The sequence below is a fragment of the Bifidobacterium sp. ESL1118 genome (genome assembly GCF_058505595.1).
In genome coordinates, this window is record NZ_CP196371.1 from 1,774,628 (window position 1) to 1,791,170 (window position 16,543).

Below are 16,543 nucleotides of genomic sequence, written 5' to 3' on the forward strand. Positions count from 1 at the left end.
CCTGCGACTATGGCAATGAACCATAGTGCCGACTCTTTGGCCACGTTCGGCAGCTCAGCGCCGAACCCGGCCGACAAGGGGCTCAGTGCTGAATTTTCGCCTTCTCTGTTTCCAATCGCGCGTTCTCCGCAGCCTTCCTTTTTGCCAAGTCCTTCTCGAACCGTGCCAATTCCTCTGCCACAGCCTCGTCGGGAATCTTCTGGAATATGGGAGACGGCTTGGGCACCGGGGTGCCGGTAACCAACGTTTCGCTGGACCAAGGATGCACATTGCGGCCAAGCTCATAGTCACCTGTGATGATGGGATACCTGAAGCCAGGCTTGTCCAGGTCCTCCACCTCTTCGATGCGCGGCAATGGGGAGAACGTACCAGTGCCACCGAGCGCCTCCCACACCTTTTGTGCGGAATGCGGCAGGAACGGGGCGAGCAGATGGTTGGCATCCGAAACCGCCTGTGCACATGTGTGGAGCACTGTGCCCAGGCGTGCATCGTCGTCCTTGATTTTCCAAGGTTCGACAGCCGAAATGTACTTGTTGATGTCTCCCACCAGGCGCATGGCCTCGTTCAGGGCGTTCTTCTGATGGTGGCGCTCGATGAGCCCACCCACCGTATCGAAGGCATTGGCACTCTCCTCAAGCAGACCGCGATCTTCAGATGTCATTGAATCCTCATCCAACGGAGGAATCTCACCGAACTTGTTGTGAATGAGGCTGGCCACACGATTGACGAGGTTGCCCCAGCTGGCGGCGAGCTCCTCGTTATTGTGACGTACAAATTCAGACCATGTGAAGTCGGCATCGCTGGTCTCTGGGCCGGCCACGGAAATGTAGTAGCGCACGGCATCCACGGGGTACCGTGCCAGAATGTCCTTGACATAGATGACGATGCCGCGCGAGGAGCTGAACTTCTTGCCCTCCATGGTCATGAATTCGCTGGCCACCACTTGCTCAGGCAGGTTGAGACGGCCGAATTCTCCCGGTTCACCGCCCTTGGAACCTTCGCCATTATAGGCGAGAATCTCAGATGGCCAGATCTGGGAGTGGAACGTGATGTTGTCCTTACCCATGAAGTAGTAGCCAGGCGACTTCGGATCGTTCCACCAGTCGCGCCACGCCTCGGGCTTTCCTTTACGGCGTGCCCACTCTATGGACGCAGACAAGTAGCCGATGACTGCATCGAACCAGACGTACAGTTTCTTGTTGGGGTTGTCGACCCAGCCCTCCACCGGCACCGGAATGCCCCAGTCGATGTCGCGCGTGATGGCGCGGGGCTTGACCTCTTTGAACAGGCCGATCGAGAAGTTGATGACGTTGGTGCGCCAACCTTTGCGGCTCTTGAGCCATTTGAGGTTGGCATCGGCAAGCGCCGGCAGGTCGAGGAAGAAATGCTCCGTCTCCTCGAAGCGAGGCGTCTCGCCGTTGATCTTCGAAACCGGGTTGATGAGCTCGTCAGGGTCGAGCTCGTTGCCACAGTTGTCGCACTGGTCTCCGCGGGCGCCATCCGCCCCGCAGATGGGGCACGTGCCCTCGATGTAGCGGTCGGGCAGCGTGCGCCCGGTCGAGGGCGAGATGGCGACCTTTTGCTTGCCCTTATAGATATAGCCGTTCTTGAGACACTGCTTGAACATCTCTTGCACCACATGCTCGTGGTTGCCGGTGGTGGTGCGGGTGAAGAGGTCGTAGCTCAAGCCCAGGTCGCACAAGTCTTTGACGATGACGCGATTGTAGCGGTTGGCCAGTTCCTGGGCACTCATGCCCTCTTTGTCTGCTTCGACGAGGATGGGGGTGCCGTGTTCGTCCGTGCCGGAGACCATGAGCACATCATTGCCTTTCATGCGCTCATAGCGGGCATATACATCAGAGGGCACGCCAAAACCGGCAACGTGGCCGATATGACGGGGACCATTGGCATACGGCCAGGCGACATTAACCAAAATATGAGTCATAGCTTCGATTATCGGGCTCAGCGGGGACAGGACATGCGTTCCCTAGCACGCACAGCCCAAGCATCGCAGGTCCGTTAAGCCGTTGAAGCGTAGGTGCACATATAATTCGTCTTCAACGCTTCTCAATATCATCCACGGTGCCATCCACAACGACGTACGACACCTGCACGGTTACACACATATCCACTTTTTACACATGCCGATTCGACCTTACCGACCGACTTACATAGGATTCGAGCTACAACCGGGACGAATCTGTTCGCATTAAGGCGGTACAGCCCGAAAGAACACCAGATGAAGGAGGCAATATGCAGGAACCGAGTCAACCGACTTCGGTGATATCGAGACCGAAGGGCATGCGCCAAGAGTCGGCAAACAGAAGACCTCCCGATACACGTCCGGCCAGCGCACCTCCCCCACCGCACCGACCGCGAGTGAATGGTGAAGTAATATCGCCGACCAGACGCCATGCCACCCCACCCACACCCAGCAGGCATCACAGCACAACACCGATCCGCCGCGGTTACAGCCAAGCAACGGCAACGCCCACAACCTCGTCCATCTTGCTGAGCACAGGGAATCTTCCTGGACCGATGAGCGTGAGACTTCTGCACAATCAGAACATATTGATTCCTTTGGACGGAGCCTTCGGGTATTTGTCGCAATATTCACAGACGCTGTTCGGCAGAGGCATCATCATGACGAATCTCGTGCCTGCCCGCGCAACGGCATGCGCACTCAGTGCCGCATGGGTCTGGCTTGGCGGCAAATTGCCCGATCGCATTGACGTGCTCTCACACTCACACTACCGTTCAATGGTGCATGGCCGTAAAATCCGCACATACGACCGCAAGGCACCAGCGGCCCAGATCAGGCATATAGGCAGACTCGCCATCACATCACCCGCGCGAACAGCATGCGACATCATGCTGCTGACCGAGACCTTGACCGCCAACAACGAAGAAGCGGAACCAGAGATCCAGGAATCGGCCGAAATGACATATGAATCATGTCTGTCAGAGCCGTGCCGTGAATATAACAGCATGGCACGCGAGGCCGCCTGCGCGTTGATTTCCGACTATCACTTCAGCCCACAGGAATGCCTTGACATCATCAATGCCAACAAGTTCTGGCCCAATACGTCGCAGGCGCGTAAATTCTTCGAATCGATCAAATACTGTTTTTAGGCGAATTCAGCAATCCACCTTGTGTCCGCCGTCATCAGGTGGTCGATGTCCAGAAGACAACGCCATTCAAGGCACCGACTTCATGGTTTCAACTTCAGCACCTGCTCGTAAATATCCTTGCGGCTGGGCAGCGAGCCGTCGGCAAGCGGATGGTTCTTCGCCACTTGTTTGATGGCATCCTTGATGCGAATGCCCTGCTCCTGAGACTGCTGAATGGCCAGCTTGGCCAGCTGCGCGGTGCCAAGCATGGCGGCACCGCCATCCTGCACACCGGCCACGGAGCTACCCACATCGTCCTGGCCAGCCCGCACAGCGGAAAGCGCTAGCAATTCCTCGTCGCTGACTCCCGCAACCACAAGCACAATTTCACCACGAGGAGGGTCATCGACCACGGACTTGCGGATTTCGGCGACGCTGCCGCGACGGATCTGCTCATGGTCCTTGGTGAGCTCGCGGGCCATCGCCATCTGCCGATCAGGGCCAAAGACAGCAAGCAGGTCGGCCATAGACTCATCGATGCGGTGCAAGGTTTCGTACCACACAATGGTGCGACGCTCGAAGCGCATGGTGCGCAGGTAGCGCACACGTTCGGAATGGCGGCGAGGGAGGAAGCCCTCATAACAGAACTTATCGGTAGGCAGCCCAGAAAGGGCGAGCGCATCAAGCACCGCACTGGGACCGGGGGCGCAGGTGACCGGAATCCCACGGTCGATGGCATGGCGCACCAAGGTCATGCCTGGGTCGTTGATCGTGGGCATGCCGGCATCGCTCACCTGCAGCACGGTGGCGCCGCGCTCCACCTCGTCCAGCAACGAATCGGCCTTGCTGTGCTCGTTGTGGTCGTGATAGGCAATCACTCTACCGCCCACGCGCACACCGAGACGATTGGCCAGATCGTACAGCCTACGGGTATCCTCAGCCGCCACGATGTCGGCATGCTCAAGCAATGCAACCAAGCGGGCCGAGGCATCGCCCATGTTGCCGATTGGCGTGGCCGCCAACACCACTGTGCCCTTAGGAATGGCAACCTGCAACGATTCATCATCTTCCTGCGTCATACCTCCAGTATGGCGCAGGATGTGTATGAACCTGAACCATAATCATCGCGGCTGGCGGAAATGCCGGTCACCAATCGGCTCAAATGGGCTGTGCGGCTCGGCCTGATACCAATAGGCCACGGAAGCCACATCGTCACTACGCTCAAAGAGTCCGTTTTCGTCGGTGCCGATCTGTTGCAATGTGACCCGCAAATCATTCTGGAAGTAAATAGGGTCAGGCAGGTGCCATCGGTACAGGCCCCGCATCACCGGAGTTGCCTGGTCCCAATAGTCGCTTCCCCGCCCCACCAAGGTCTGCGAGTAGAAGGGGAATCCAACGAAGGGGCTGCAATAGGTTTGCTCGGTCATCTCACCGGGCGCCGAGGCATGCGCCCCGCGAAGCCCTTCGGCGCCAAAGTGGGGGTCGCTGGTAGCTGAGGCGGCATCAAACGGCCCAAAGCTCCAAGCACCGCCAAAATAGTCCTCGGTGCCGGTGCTGGTCCACGTGGGGTAATCGCTATCGCCGTCGATATACATCTTGACCTCACCCTCGCCCCACCAGCGGCTTTCGAGCGCAGTGAGCGCGAGATACGTGCCCACGTAGGTGCCCCGGCCATGCACGCCGTCGAGGATGGTGTAATCCTGACCCTCCTGCGTCACACGCTCACGCCGCCACTGCGCGTGGAAGCGCATGGCATCCGCCGGCAGCGCGTCGTACTCGGTGTAGTCAATCTGGTAGAAGAAGGCGGGCACATCCTCGTTGTGGTCATTGCGCAGCACAATCCTGGCATGCTCGAACGGCATGGAGAAATAGGAGTTGAACCCTCTATTGGGCGCCACCATGATCGGCATCGAATTGACACGGCAGGCCTGGGCATGCCCGCAGCAGAAGAAATCGCCTATGGGGCAGACCACGGACGGACTCTCCTCACCATCCCAGTAGAACTCAAGGATCAGATTACGCAGCACATTCGGACCGGTCGGCGAAGTCTTGTCCGTCACGGTCATCCAAATATGGCGGATCACCCCTGGTCCGTCCACATCCATCAGCGTGACCGACTCGCCTGCCGGAACCGTACCCAAACATGGCGTACCCTTGCGGCCTGGCCCAAGGCGACTGGCCGTCATGGCTGCCTTGCCTTTTTCGCCGTGGGGGTTCTCAGCGTTGATGCACCGCGAGCGGCCTGACGAGGGTACGGCGAACGAATCAAGCATGCCGGAGCCAAAATCTCTAGGAATTTCATGCGGCGGTATTATCTGAGTACGAGTCATCAGTGTCTTTCTCTATATTTATCCATGCCAGTTGTAGCAGTGGCTTTAATAGCCATACTATGACAAATCACATACGATGAAGCTCCGTTTCTCCTCTCGCCCGGTATCCATCCATCGTTATCCCAAACTTTGCGCTCGACAATATTCAGAGGGGACTTTTCTTGGAAACTGTTTTGTAACCAACATCAAGAATGGCGGAATTCCAACGTTTCCATCTTGAGCATATCTCGATTAGGTATAGATAGGCCTAGAAAAGTCCCCTCTGAATGAATATCCAATCATTTTGGCAATTCATACGCCGGATACACCAACTGATACGGTTGTGATGTCACTTTTGCAACCAGACCAACGATTGGAACAACAGGACACACCATATGGGCTTTATCAAATTCCTCATTGAACTTCTGAAAGACCCCCGCACCATCATTGCGGGTTGGATCTCCATGGGGGTGGCTCCCACACTGGGTTTTATTTTCTTGATTATCTTCATTGAGACCGGTGTGGTGATTTTCCCATTCCTTCCGGGCGACTCGTTACTGTTTGCAGCCGGTTTCTTTGCCGCTCCGGACGCAGTGACCGGTAAAGCCGCTCTGCCCATTTTCGTTTTGCTGCCGGTGGTCATCCTTGCGCCGATTATCGGCGATCAGTGCAATTATTTCATCGGACACTTCTTCGGTCGGCGCATCATGGACTCCGGTAAAATTAAGGCCATGACCCCCGAACGCATCGCCAAGACAGAGAACATGATTGAAAAGTGGGGTCCGCTGGCCGTGTTCCTTGGTCGTTTCTTTCCCTTCATCCGCACATTCATGCCATTCATCTCCGGACTTTCAGGCATGCGCTGGAGCCGCTTCATACCGTTTTCCGCACTTGGCGGGATCGTCTGGTCCATGCTGTTCACGCTGCTGGGCTACTTCTTCGGTGGCATTCCAGTTGTGCAGGACAACTTTGAATTCGTCATCGTTGCGATTCTGCTGATTTCATTGCTCCCGACCATCATCGGCCTACTCAAGGCAAAATTAGGACACAAGTCCACAACTCCCAAAAACTGATCTGCGCCATACAACCAATGATCGAAACACTAGACGCATAATCCTAACTGCGCAAATCTTCCACATCGGTTTAAACAACATCAGGACAATTCACCTAATTATCAGACAGAAATCGCAAAACTCCCAATCGATTCTACATCCAGCTTGCATCGTTATACAATAGCATTTAGCGGATAGCATGTGAAACGAAGCGGTTATGTGGGTGTACGTTGTGCCGCGCACACCTTGACATCATTTGCCGGACGAGGCACGACAACGAAAAGAGGCAGCATGAAAGTGACTATATTCTCCACGTGTCTGGTCGATTTGGTGTTTCCAAATGTCGGCAAAGCCATGGTTGAGGTGCTCGAAAGGTTCGGCTGCGAGACTTACATGCCCAAGCAGCAGATCTGCTGCGGGCAAATCACCTATAACAGCGGATATGTCAAAGAGTCGAAGGCCACCATGGAGAACGAGGTCGACGCGCTCATGAGCGAGGACACCGACTACATCGTGGGACCCGCCGGTTCGTGCGTCAACATGCTCAAGGAACTGCAGTTCCATCTGGAAGACCCGGAATACAAGGCCAAGGCACGTACTCTGGCCGACAAGACCTATGAGTTCTCGCAGTTCATGTACCGTGTGCTCGGTGTGCTCGACGCCGGAGCCGAGCTTGACGCACACGCCACCTATCACCGCTCCTGCCACATGACGCGGCTGCTGGGGGAACGCGAAAGCCCGTTCATCCTCATGGAACATGTCAAAGGTTTGAATGTAACTCCTCTGCCCCACATTGAGAACTGCTGTGGATTCGGCGGCATGTTTTCCATGAAGGTGCCTGAGGTGTCGCGTCAGATGGTCAATGAGAAGGTGGCGGACGTGCAAAGCACCGGCGCCGACGTACTCATCTCCTGTGACCCGGGGTGCCTCATGAACATCGGTGGACGCTTCAACCGCGAAGGCAGGAAAATCACAATCATGCACCTGGCGGAGGTGCTCAACAGCAATGTCGACATGAGTCGTGTCCGTTATGTAGACGCTGAGGAGCGGGCCGAGCTCGACCGCCAATATCTGGAGGAATCCAACAAGCAAGAGGAGGCGCTGGTATGAGCAAGACAGCTTTCGTCGGCGACACGATGTTCCAACGCACCGGCAAAAAGACCGGCACCATGATCCGCGATCAAAAACCTGATTTCGATGAGCGTGTGGCCAACTCCGAAAAGGACACCTTCGCACGCCGGGCCGTGGCCAAGGCGCAGGACGCGCAGTGGGTCAAGCGCGAGACCGCACGCGCCGAGCTGGGCAACTGGGAGGGCTGGCGCGACCTTGGCGAGCAGATTCGCCAACACGTGATCCGCTACCTGCCCGACTACCTTGAAGAGTTCAGCGACAACGTGGAGAAACGCGGCGGGCATGTGTTCTTTGCACAGACCGACGTTGAGGCACGCGATTTCATTGTTAACCTGGCGAAGAAGAAACAGGCCAGGCACATCGTCAAGCCCAAGTCTATGGTCACCTCTGAAATCGGCCTGGACCCGGCGCTCCTGAAGATTCCCGGGGTGGAAGTCACCGAGACCGACTTGGCGGAGTTCATCCTTGAAGAGGACAACTGGGACGAGCCCACGCACCTCGTCTTCCCCGCCATCGACAAGGACCGCGACCGCGTGCAGAAGGTGTTCCACGAGAAGCTCGGCTACGAGGGCAGCAACGACCCCCAGGAGGAGGCACGCTTCAGCCGCAAGGTGCTGCGCCAGCGCTTCCTTGAGGCCGACATGTCAATCACCGGATGCAACTTCGCCGTGGCAGACACCGGCATGGTCAACATCGTGACCAACGAGGGCAACGCCGACCTCTCCATGGCCATCGCGAAGACCCAAGTGGTGGTGATGGGCATGGAACGCATGGTGCCGACCCTCAAAGAGGCCGAGACGATGGACAACATGCTTGTCCGCAGCGCCGTGGGCACCAAACTCACCTCATATTGCACATTCACCTCGCCACAACAGCCGGGAGAATCCGACGGACCCGAGGATTTCTACGTGGTCATCGTCGACAACGGGCGTAGCAACGCGTTGGGCACCGACTTCGAGCCGATTCTGCAATGCATCCGCTGTGGTTCCTGCCTCAACGTATGCCCCATCTACCGCCACATCGGTGGCAAGGGCTACGGCTCCGTCTACCCCGGCCCCATCGGTGCCGTGCTCTCCCCCATTCTGCAGGGCGACTACGAGGACTTCCATGATCTGCCATACGCGTGCAGCCTTTGCTCGGCATGCACAGCCACATGCCCAGTGAAGATTCCTTTGCACGAGTTGCTGCTCAAACACCGCGAAATCGAGATGAACGACGACCATATGGGTGCCGCCATCGCCGACATGACCATGAAGGTAATCGGCATAGGCACCGGTCACTCCTCGCTCTTCCGCACCGCCTTGGCCTTCGACCATGTGGTGACGGATCCCATCGCCAAGAAGGGCGTGAAGGTCAAGGGGCAGGATGGCGAAACCAAGCGAGAGCCGGACACCGCCGCCAACCTCAACACCACAGGCAGGCATGAGGAGTGGATGCCGCTCGTATTCGGCGGCTGGACCAAGGTTCGTGACCTTCCCCAGCCACCCAAGCATTCCGAAAACTTCCGCAGCTGGTACTTCAAGCGCAAGAAGGCCCAAGGGTCTGCTTCGCAGTTCGCGCAGACGCAGGCGGCACAACTGGCCAAGAACCCGAACGACGCGGACGACGCATTCGGCAAGTTCGACAACTCGGTCTCCAAGCGCAGGGAGGGCCACGTGAAGCCAACCCCATTAAGCGCGGACACTGTGCCGGTTTCACTCGGCTCCATCGAGGAGGAGACCTATGGACAGCGCGTGCCCGATTTGGTACGTGAAGCTAACGCCGGGCAGCAGAAGCAGGGCAAGGTGCCTGCATGGTCTGAGACTGGAAAGGTGCAGAAGCAATGACCGATCGCGAAACATTCCTTGACTATCTCGCTGAGAAAAGCGGCAGGCCACGGCACCAGCTGAAAGACAACCCATTGGTGCCGGTCAACGATTTGCCTGAAAGCACGATGTCCGGGCATTCCCAGGACGAACTACTTGAGATCGCACGCAAAAACGCGCCTGCGGTGCACGTGGACTTTCAGACCTGCACCAAAGCCGATCTTGCCGGTTCACTTGATAAGTTCGTTGCCGCCAATGCGAGCGGGCCGCTGATGCTGCCCACCGATGATGAGGATTTCGCCGAGTTCGGACTCGAAAGCTGGCGCGACGGGCTTAGTCCAAAACCCACGTTCTGGGTTCCCGGCGCCGGGCGTGAAGCCAACATCAAGACGGCATCCGAAGCACAGGCAGCCATCGGATTCGCGGACTTCCTCTGCGCCGAAAGCTGCACCATCACGGCTCCGACCACACCGGGCCAAGGCCGCGCATTCCACTTCCTGCCGGTACACTATCTTTCGATCATCCACAAATCGAAGATCGTGCCGCGCACCAGGCAAGCCATGGATTATTACGACCCGGCCATCAAATCCGGCGAGCTCAAGACCTCCAACATCAACTTCATCACCGGCACCTCTTCAACTGGAGACATCGAAATGGTGCTTGTAGTCGGCGTGCACGGGCCGCTGGAAATGACGTATTTGGTCGTCACAGACATGTAGGTGATTTCCCTTCTAGGCACGCCGCGGTTATCCACAGATAGGTGTTGCGCTGGACGCTCCGGGCCGCTCGGCCAAGTCTTACGCCAGCGCAACACCTATCTGTGGATAACCGCTTTCTGCAGGGATGGGGCTCGTTTCTAGCGCAAGTGCTGAGGATTACAATAGACCGTCGTGAGTGCCTGTACGCACAAGTGTCAGCTGATCACCCTCCACGAGATAGACAACCAGCCAATCATCTTGAACATGAAGCTCACGGAATCTCCTGAGACTCCCCTTCAGCTGATGATCACGATACCGACCAACGAGTATTTGCCTGTCATTCGTACGCAGTGCAACCTGAACTGCCGAAAGCAACCGCATATCATAGTGCTTTTGTTTAAGCCGTTTTACATCACGAAGAAACGCAGGTTCCACATATACACTACGCATCCGCAATCATCTCATCAAACGCTGCATCATCCTTCACTGGAATCGAAGGCTCATCTATCGCTGAGAGTACAGCGGACTCAAATGAGGAAGCCTCAGGCTGGAAGGGGAACTCACGTTTATTAACAATCTGCCTCAAAAACATGTTCACCGCAGTAGTCAGATCAAGGCCCATATTCTCAAGCAAAACAGATGCCTCATTCTTAAGCTCCTTATTGCTTCGAACCTGCACCCTAGTATTCATTTCCATAATTACTTCCCATCTATATAAATCCAATGTACTTACATTGTACTCATTATATTGATTATGCCAAACACAAAGCAACCTATTCGGCCATCTGACCCAAGGCAGCGTAGAGGGACTGGAACATGTCCTGGGCCTTGCATGCAATGGTGCGGCCGGCATCGGTCAAGGAATAGACGGAGGCATGGCCTTCGGATTTGTTCACGATGAGCTTGTCCTCGCTAAGCAGATTCAGGGTGTAGGAAAGCATACGGTCACTGATGCCCTCCACCTTGCGTCGAATCTGCGAGAACCTGGCATCGCCTTCCCGCAGAGCGGCAAGCACAAGGATGCTCCATCTGCTTGTCACATCGTTGAGCAAACCTCGCGAAGGGCACTTCGCCGAAAACACGTTGTAACCCATGTGCGCCGCCTGACTCATGACCAACTCCCCTAAAAATCTACGATATTATACATAGCTATCCACGGTCAGTCCGACAATCTATAGCCATACCCTCTGAACCTGACCGGTGAATGCCCGATTATTTCCAGGCTTCCATGATACACGATTTTTCGATTTGGCACTAACATTATTTTAGTGCTAACATAATGTTAGCAGTAAACAACAAAGGAGACTAATATGGCAACAGCAACAATCTTCGGCACCGGCAACATGGGAACCGCCATCAAAGGCGTATTCGAAGGCGCCGGTTGGCAGGTGCAAGCACTCGACAGCAAGTCCGGCTCCGACACCGCCATCGAAGGCAACATCGTCGTGCTCGCCGTGCCCTACCCAGCCCTCGCCACCATTGCCGAAACCTTCGGAAGCCAATTCAAAGGCCGCACCGTGGTCGACATCACCAACCCCGTGGACTTCAGCACCATGGATTCGCTGCTTCCCGCCCCCGATAGCTCAGCGGCAGCGGAACTCCAGGCCAAGCTACCTGATTCTCACGTCTTGAAAGCGTTCAACACAACCTTCGCGGGTAGCCTGAATTCCAAAAAAGTCGGACCAAATCAAACTACTGTGCTTGTAGCTGGCGACGACGAAGGTGCCAAGTCTGAGCTTGTCGACGTCGTGAAGAAGGCCGGATTGAACGCCATCGATGCCGGGAGCCTCAAGCGTGCGCGCGAGCTGGAGGCCACGGGATTCTTGCAGCTGGCAATGGGCATGGCCGGTAAAATCGGCTTCGACGGCGGCTTCGCGGTACTGCAGTGACCAGCAGCAATAATCCGAAAAGAAATGCCGCTCCCCTGACACTCAATCAACCAGAAAAGAGACAAAAACCAAGTGGTGTTCATTCCGTGAGCACTTTTATGAAGAATTAGTCGATACCTAAAAATCCTGATTCAGCGAAACGGTGGAAACAAGCCATTCCCAAAATCAGAACTGACGAAACAACTCAGAAAAGTGCTCATGGAACGTTTTCCTTGGCCCTACGACATGAAGAATGCGCCAAAATCTGAAGATTTTGGCGCATTCTTCCGCTTTCAATGAGATAGTTCGATGTGTTTTACCCACGAATCATCGCTCAGCATTCAGTGCAGACAAACTCAGTGCTGGCCGTAGACGTTGGTGTAGCGATCGTTGAGCTTGGCAATGTCCTCGGGGGCAATCGGCTTGGCACCGCCCAGCTGCTCAGCGGCCCACATGGTGTGCGCCACTTCCTCGGTCATGGCGGCGGCCTTCACCGCAGCTTCCGCATCCTTGCCAATGGTGAAGGGACCGTGGTTCTGCATGATGACGGCGGGCGAATGCGGGTATTTCTTCAGCGTCTCCACCACGCCCTTGCCGATTTCCTCACTGCCGATAAGCTTGAACGGGCCGACCGGCACCGGGCCGCCGAATTCGTCGCCCATCATGGTCAGACCGCAGGGGATGTCGCGGCCGGCAGCGGCCCAAGCCGTGGCATACGTGGAATGCGTGTGCACCACACCGTAGACCCCAGGCATATTGCGGTAGATGTACGCGTGCGACTTCGTATCGGAGCTCGGGGCCTCGATGCCATCCACCACGTTGCCCTCAAGATCAGTGACCACCATCGAAGCCGGGGTGAGATACTCATAACGCACGCCCGAGGGCTTGATCACCATGAGATCGGCGGTATGCAGGCGCTGAGAGACGTTGCCTGCGGTCCAAACCACCAGATTCCACTTGATCAGCTGCTCATGAAGCGTGGCCACCTGCTCACGCACCTGCTTGACCTCAGCCTGCACTTCCGGACCATAATCCGCCAACGTTGCCATATTCGTTCCTTTCACTCCGTGCACATTTCGTCGTGCACAACCATCACTATGTTAACGCGCACATAGAACTGGCCCAACCTGCAACCCGCGAAAATTGCACTTGTACCACAGCCATACTAAGATATGTAATGTTGTCTTGAAAAAGACACTGGGGCTGTAGCTCAGTTGGTAGAGCGCTTCGTTCGCATCGAAGAGGTCGTGGTTTCGATTACCATCAGCTCCACTGACGTGTTTTCGCAGGTTCTGCTATGCTCTCTTTTTCCTTCAGTTTCCTTGATTTTCCAACGTTTTCGTGACTTTTCCGTTTTCCACAGATGTCCACCAGCGTCCGCTGATTCCCACTTTATAGGGGTACATCCTGTGAGATGATGATTGCATGAAATGAAGGAAGGTTGGGGCAGCGTGGTCTGGGGCCGCCGACATTCATGGCGGGCGCGCTATCAGAATCCACATAAGCCAGGCGCCACAGTGGAGCGTCTGTTTCCGGACAGACTCACTGCTCAAGGGTGGCTCGCCAAGGAACGCCAGCTTGTTGAGGCGGACAATCGGTCGTTGTGGCACTGCATCGCGCCAACCGCTGTAGACTTCACTTTCTCGACTCTGATAATGCCGTAGTCCAGCACATGCCTCCAGTCGCGGCTTCACCGTCTTGAGATATATTTACAATGTATGTATAGTATAAATATGGTGAAAAGTGAAGACATACGCTTTGAGTGGGATGACACCAAGGCCGAGATAAACAAACGCAAGCACAACATTACGTTTGAAGAAGCTTCCGAAGCATTCTCAGACCAGTGTGCACGCCTTATCGATGACCCCGACCACTCGGATGACGAGCAGCGCTTCATCTTGTTAGGGATGAGCCTATCGGCTCGCGTGCTCACGGTTTGCCATTGTTTGAGAGATGGCGGATCAACAATCAGAATCATCTCAGCAAGGCGAGCAACTAAAAACGAGGAACGTCAGTATTGGGGGTACAGAAAATGAGAAAAGAATATGACTTCACGCATAGCGTCAAAAACCCGTATGCAAACCGGGTTCGTAAGCCAGTGACTATGAACATTGATACGGAAAACATTAACTACTTCAAGAACGAATCTCGTCGTACCGGCGTTCCCTATCAAACGATTATCAATATGTTTTTAACTGAGTGCCGGCAGCAAAAGAAACACCTTACATTTAACTAGGCTGATGCGAGCTACGGCTCTCCTACTTTCGCTGTATGGCAAAACGAAAGCACGTCAAGCGATTTCCACGGTGAAGCCACCATGGAAATTGCGACCTCGTGCGGGTTTTTGCTACAGAATCGTCCTTAAGCCACGACATGGACTTTGCTGGCGCTCATAGCGCTTCAGGTTTTATTTTTTGATTTTTAGCTTTTCAATGCCCCTACGTCTAATGGCGCCTTCACTGCTCCGTATCCTTGCTTGTTCTACCGGGGCGCGCAGGAGGCGCAGAGGAATCACATAAATGCATCTGGACTATTCGAATTTCACGGCAATGAGGGTATACTCTAAGACGTGGCTCAGAAAGACCTTTGAATGTGTCGGCATTCGAATGGTTCAGACCTTGTCTGGGGCTTGCAGGACCCCACAAGACCGTCGAGCAACTTAAGTATAGCTCGCAAAGTAGGGCTGCTGTGCATAAAAAGGCAATCGACTTTTTATAAGCTGGTTGCCTTTTTCTTTACATCAAGCGATTTTGTCGGTCGAGCTCCATTGCGCGACACTCCGATTCTAATCATAGATGAGCGTCGGACGCATCCTGCGGACAGCAGCAAGGTAGTCCTCGCCATCAGGTTCGTTCATATCCTCGTAGGTTCTGAACGACTTGATGTTCATCATCACCCAAGGCTGCTTCGAGAGCATCGTGACCACAGGACACAATGCGCCGAACTGCACCTTGCGGTTCTTGGCCTGCCAAGAGCCGCGGCCTGTGCGGATATTGCCGTATGGGGTCACGTTCTTGTCTACGCAGTCATAGAGTTCTTCAATGTCATAACCATTCCTTGCGGTCTTCTCCTCATCGAATTCGATGTCGAAGTGCCAAGGCTGTTGCTCGCCAACCTGTCCCATCGTTGCCTCCATCATCTGCGTAAGTTGTCAGTGGCGTTTGTAGACCTTGCTCCTGTGCGCGACGTCAATAACGAGCACCACCAGAACGTCGTCCTCGATGTCGCACACGATGCGGTAGTCTCCCACCCGATAGCGCCACAGACCGGCCAGGTTACCGACAAGAGCCTTTCCCATGCTCCTCGGGTCTTCAAGCTGTGAGATTTCCCGCAACTTGGACGTAATCCTCTTCGCTATCTGCCTGTCCAGCTTCTTCATCGACCGCTGGACGTCCTTGTCAACGTCAATCCTCCAAGCCAAGGCTTTCCTCCAGCTCGTCCAAGCTCACGGTCTTGAGCCTTCCGGCACGGTAGTCCTCGACCTTCTGCAGGATGCCGTACTCGTACTCGAGCTTGTCTATGGCATCAGAGAGCGCCTCGTTCACGTAAAACGACCTCGTTCTCCCTGTCGCCTTGGCCAATCTGTCATATCGACTGGCCAGCTCATCTGGCACCCTGACCGGCATCGCAGCCATCGCCATAACGTACCTCCTTAAGTACAATCATGTATTCATCGTATTCATATTATCACGACGAATACGCACCTATGCTCTCAGCCATTTTCATTCAAATAGATATAGGTATAGGGGTACATACAGGGGTACATTTTTATAGTGCATCTTGTTTTTGCTGGAATAGCGCGCATTATGCCAATTACCATCAGCTCCACCGGGGTTGTCGTGCGGTGTTTCCAGGTTCCAACGAGATAATTTTGGATGCTCCGTAGCACCAACATATGCTATTTTGATACTAATACAGCTTGTTCAGTCTCTTTTTTCGGATGCTTTTTGACCAATCTACAATTGTATCCTCGGGATGAATCAAATGCCATATCCACGAAATACTGAGAGTATGTCTGCGAAAATCACGAACCCAGGCACGCCCGGAAGCATCAACGAATCTTAACGTCCACACCGTCCATTGATCCGAATTGAGAATCGGACGAATCTTGCTACCTTTAAAATACTTTTCATCTTCCGGAAACGCCCACTCCCGCTTCCGCTCTTTTGAATCCTTCGCAGGATTAATTCGCATAGCTATATAACTGCCCTGCGGCAAGACACTCATCGTAATATCAGGCACTTCTATAACAGCAGAATCACAGCCTTTTACCCGTTTGCCGTTTTTCATCCTTAGCGCAGTGCTTTCGACCAACACATTTGAGACAGGCGCGTCGGATGAATTCTGCAGTAGCATTCCAACACGATATCGCTTCGGATCATCTACCGGAGTATCGAATTTCCCGTCTTGCATTTTCACTTTATGCTTATCTAAATCTACGCGAACCCACCAAGCAGATATTTCCTCAGCCTGCGAACGGACTTTCCTACGATACTCCCGGTAAAACACCAATATCGAAAGAATCAAAGAAACGACTGCAACCGCGTTTCCCCAGTCCATACTTCTTCT

At 54.7% G+C, this 16,543-nt stretch carries 19 protein-coding genes and 1 tRNA gene; 9 read left to right on the forward strand and 11 right to left on the reverse strand.

Annotation, left to right across the window (positions count from 1 at the left end; translation table 11 throughout):
• Window positions 1-82: 82 nt before the first annotated feature.
• Complete coding sequence (gene metG / locus ACSYSS_RS07210; RefSeq protein ID WP_491703344.1) at window positions 83-1,945, reverse strand: methionine--tRNA ligase; 1,863 nt, start codon at window positions 1,943-1,945, stop codon at window positions 83-85.
• Between the two features lie 593 nt (window positions 1,946-2,538).
• Here metG and ACSYSS_RS07215 point away from each other — a divergent pair.
• Window positions 2,539-3,132, forward strand: a complete 594-nt coding sequence (locus ACSYSS_RS07215; RefSeq protein WP_491703345.1) for a hypothetical protein — start codon at window positions 2,539-2,541, stop codon at window positions 3,130-3,132.
• An 80-nt stretch (window positions 3,133-3,212) separates the two neighbouring features.
• Here the strand turns inward: ACSYSS_RS07215 and rsmI are convergent, their stop codons facing one another.
• Entirely contained in the window at window positions 3,213-4,190 is a 978-nt protein-coding gene (rsmI, locus tag ACSYSS_RS07220; protein WP_491703346.1) for a 16S rRNA (cytidine(1402)-2'-O)-methyltransferase, read from the reverse strand.
• A gap of 42 nt (window positions 4,191-4,232) precedes the next feature.
• The gene (locus tag ACSYSS_RS07225) at window positions 4,233-5,441 is read right to left on the reverse strand and encodes a glycoside hydrolase family 172 protein (protein ID WP_491703347.1); all 1,209 of its coding nucleotides are present in this window, start codon (window positions 5,439-5,441) and stop codon (window positions 4,233-4,235) included.
• 374 nt (window positions 5,442-5,815) lie between these two features.
• On the opposite strand from ACSYSS_RS07225, the gene ACSYSS_RS07230 reads away from it, so the two are divergent.
• The 4 genes from ACSYSS_RS07230 to ACSYSS_RS07245 all read left to right on the forward strand — a co-directional run bounded on the left by ACSYSS_RS07230 (window position 5,816) and on the right by ACSYSS_RS07245 (window position 10,127).
• Window positions 5,816-6,493 carry a DedA family protein gene (locus ACSYSS_RS07230; RefSeq protein ID WP_491703348.1) on the forward strand — a complete coding sequence of 226 codons (678 nt, stop codon included), beginning with the start codon at window positions 5,816-5,818 and terminating at the stop codon, window positions 6,491-6,493.
• Window positions 6,494-6,763: 270 nt separating this feature from the next.
• Window positions 6,764-7,582 carry a (Fe-S)-binding protein gene (locus ACSYSS_RS07235; protein ID WP_491703349.1) on the forward strand — a complete coding sequence of 273 codons (819 nt, stop codon included), beginning with the start codon at window positions 6,764-6,766 and terminating at the stop codon, window positions 7,580-7,582.
• Complete coding sequence (locus ACSYSS_RS07240) at window positions 7,579-9,429, forward strand: LutB/LldF family L-lactate oxidation iron-sulfur protein (protein ID WP_491703350.1); 1,851 nt, start codon at window positions 7,579-7,581, stop codon at window positions 9,427-9,429. Before ACSYSS_RS07235 ends, ACSYSS_RS07240 begins: the two co-directional genes overlap by 4 nt.
• Window positions 9,426-10,127, forward strand: coding sequence for a LutC/YkgG family protein (locus ACSYSS_RS07245; RefSeq protein WP_491703351.1), 702 nt, complete (start codon window positions 9,426-9,428; stop codon window positions 10,125-10,127). The genes ACSYSS_RS07240 and ACSYSS_RS07245 overlap by 4 nt, the downstream gene beginning before the upstream one ends.
• Window positions 10,128-10,283: 156 nt before the next feature.
• On the opposite strand, the gene ACSYSS_RS07250 is transcribed toward ACSYSS_RS07245, so the two are convergent.
• The 3 genes from ACSYSS_RS07250 to ACSYSS_RS07260 all read right to left on the reverse strand — a co-directional run bounded on the left by ACSYSS_RS07250 (window position 10,284) and on the right by ACSYSS_RS07260 (window position 11,218).
• Entirely contained in the window at window positions 10,284-10,556 is a 273-nt protein-coding gene (locus ACSYSS_RS07250; RefSeq protein ID WP_491703352.1) for a type II toxin-antitoxin system YafQ family toxin, read from the reverse strand.
• Window positions 10,549-10,803, reverse strand: a complete 255-nt coding sequence (locus ACSYSS_RS07255; RefSeq protein ID WP_491703353.1) for a type II toxin-antitoxin system RelB/DinJ family antitoxin — start codon at window positions 10,801-10,803, stop codon at window positions 10,549-10,551. The genes ACSYSS_RS07250 and ACSYSS_RS07255 overlap by 8 nt, the downstream gene beginning before the upstream one ends.
• A gap of 76 nt (window positions 10,804-10,879) precedes the next feature.
• Window positions 10,880-11,218, reverse strand: coding sequence for a winged helix-turn-helix transcriptional regulator (locus ACSYSS_RS07260; protein ID WP_491703354.1), 339 nt, complete (start codon window positions 11,216-11,218; stop codon window positions 10,880-10,882).
• 198 nt (window positions 11,219-11,416) lie between these two features.
• On the opposite strand from ACSYSS_RS07260, the gene ACSYSS_RS07265 reads away from it, so the two are divergent.
• Entirely contained in the window at window positions 11,417-11,995 is a 579-nt protein-coding gene (locus tag ACSYSS_RS07265) for an NADPH-dependent F420 reductase (RefSeq protein WP_491703355.1), read from the forward strand.
• Between the two features lie 335 nt (window positions 11,996-12,330).
• Here the strand turns inward: ACSYSS_RS07265 and ACSYSS_RS07270 are convergent, their stop codons facing one another.
• Window positions 12,331-13,023 carry an L-ribulose-5-phosphate 4-epimerase gene (locus ACSYSS_RS07270; RefSeq protein WP_491703356.1) on the reverse strand — a complete coding sequence of 231 codons (693 nt, stop codon included), beginning with the start codon at window positions 13,021-13,023 and terminating at the stop codon, window positions 12,331-12,333.
• Between the two features lie 150 nt (window positions 13,024-13,173).
• On the opposite strand from ACSYSS_RS07270, the gene ACSYSS_RS07275 reads away from it, so the two are divergent.
• The 3 genes from ACSYSS_RS07275 (at window position 13,174) to ACSYSS_RS07285 (ending at window position 14,010) form a co-directional block, all read left to right on the forward strand.
• Window positions 13,174-13,246, forward strand: a tRNA-Ala gene (locus tag ACSYSS_RS07275).
• Window positions 13,247-13,404: 158 nt separating this feature from the next.
• The gene (locus tag ACSYSS_RS07280; RefSeq protein WP_491703357.1) at window positions 13,405-13,638 is read left to right on the forward strand and encodes a hypothetical protein; all 234 of its coding nucleotides are present in this window, start codon (window positions 13,405-13,407) and stop codon (window positions 13,636-13,638) included.
• Window positions 13,639-13,707: 69 nt separating this feature from the next.
• Window positions 13,708-14,010: a BrnT family toxin gene (locus ACSYSS_RS07285; RefSeq protein WP_491703358.1), complete on the forward strand. Its 303-nt coding sequence runs from the start codon at window positions 13,708-13,710 to the stop codon at window positions 14,008-14,010.
• 749 nt (window positions 14,011-14,759) lie between these two features.
• Here the strand turns inward: ACSYSS_RS07285 and ACSYSS_RS07290 are convergent.
• From ACSYSS_RS07290 to ACSYSS_RS07305, 4 genes are all read right to left on the reverse strand, one after another.
• Window positions 14,760-15,098: a hypothetical protein gene (locus ACSYSS_RS07290; protein WP_491703359.1), complete on the reverse strand. Its 339-nt coding sequence runs from the start codon at window positions 15,096-15,098 to the stop codon at window positions 14,760-14,762.
• 27 nt (window positions 15,099-15,125) lie between these two features.
• Window positions 15,126-15,395 (reverse strand): type II toxin-antitoxin system RelE family toxin, encoded by a 270-nt coding sequence (locus ACSYSS_RS07295; RefSeq protein ID WP_491703360.1) that lies wholly within the window; start codon window positions 15,393-15,395, stop codon window positions 15,126-15,128.
• The gene (gene relB, locus ACSYSS_RS07300) at window positions 15,379-15,615 is read right to left on the reverse strand and encodes a type II toxin-antitoxin system RelB family antitoxin (RefSeq protein ID WP_491703361.1); all 237 of its coding nucleotides are present in this window, start codon (window positions 15,613-15,615) and stop codon (window positions 15,379-15,381) included. The genes ACSYSS_RS07295 and relB overlap by 17 nt, the downstream gene beginning before the upstream one ends.
• A 268-nt stretch (window positions 15,616-15,883) precedes the next feature.
• Window positions 15,884-16,534 carry a hypothetical protein gene (locus ACSYSS_RS07305; protein ID WP_491703362.1) on the reverse strand — a complete coding sequence of 217 codons (651 nt, stop codon included), beginning with the start codon at window positions 16,532-16,534 and terminating at the stop codon, window positions 15,884-15,886.
• Window positions 16,535-16,543 lie beyond the last annotated feature (9 nt).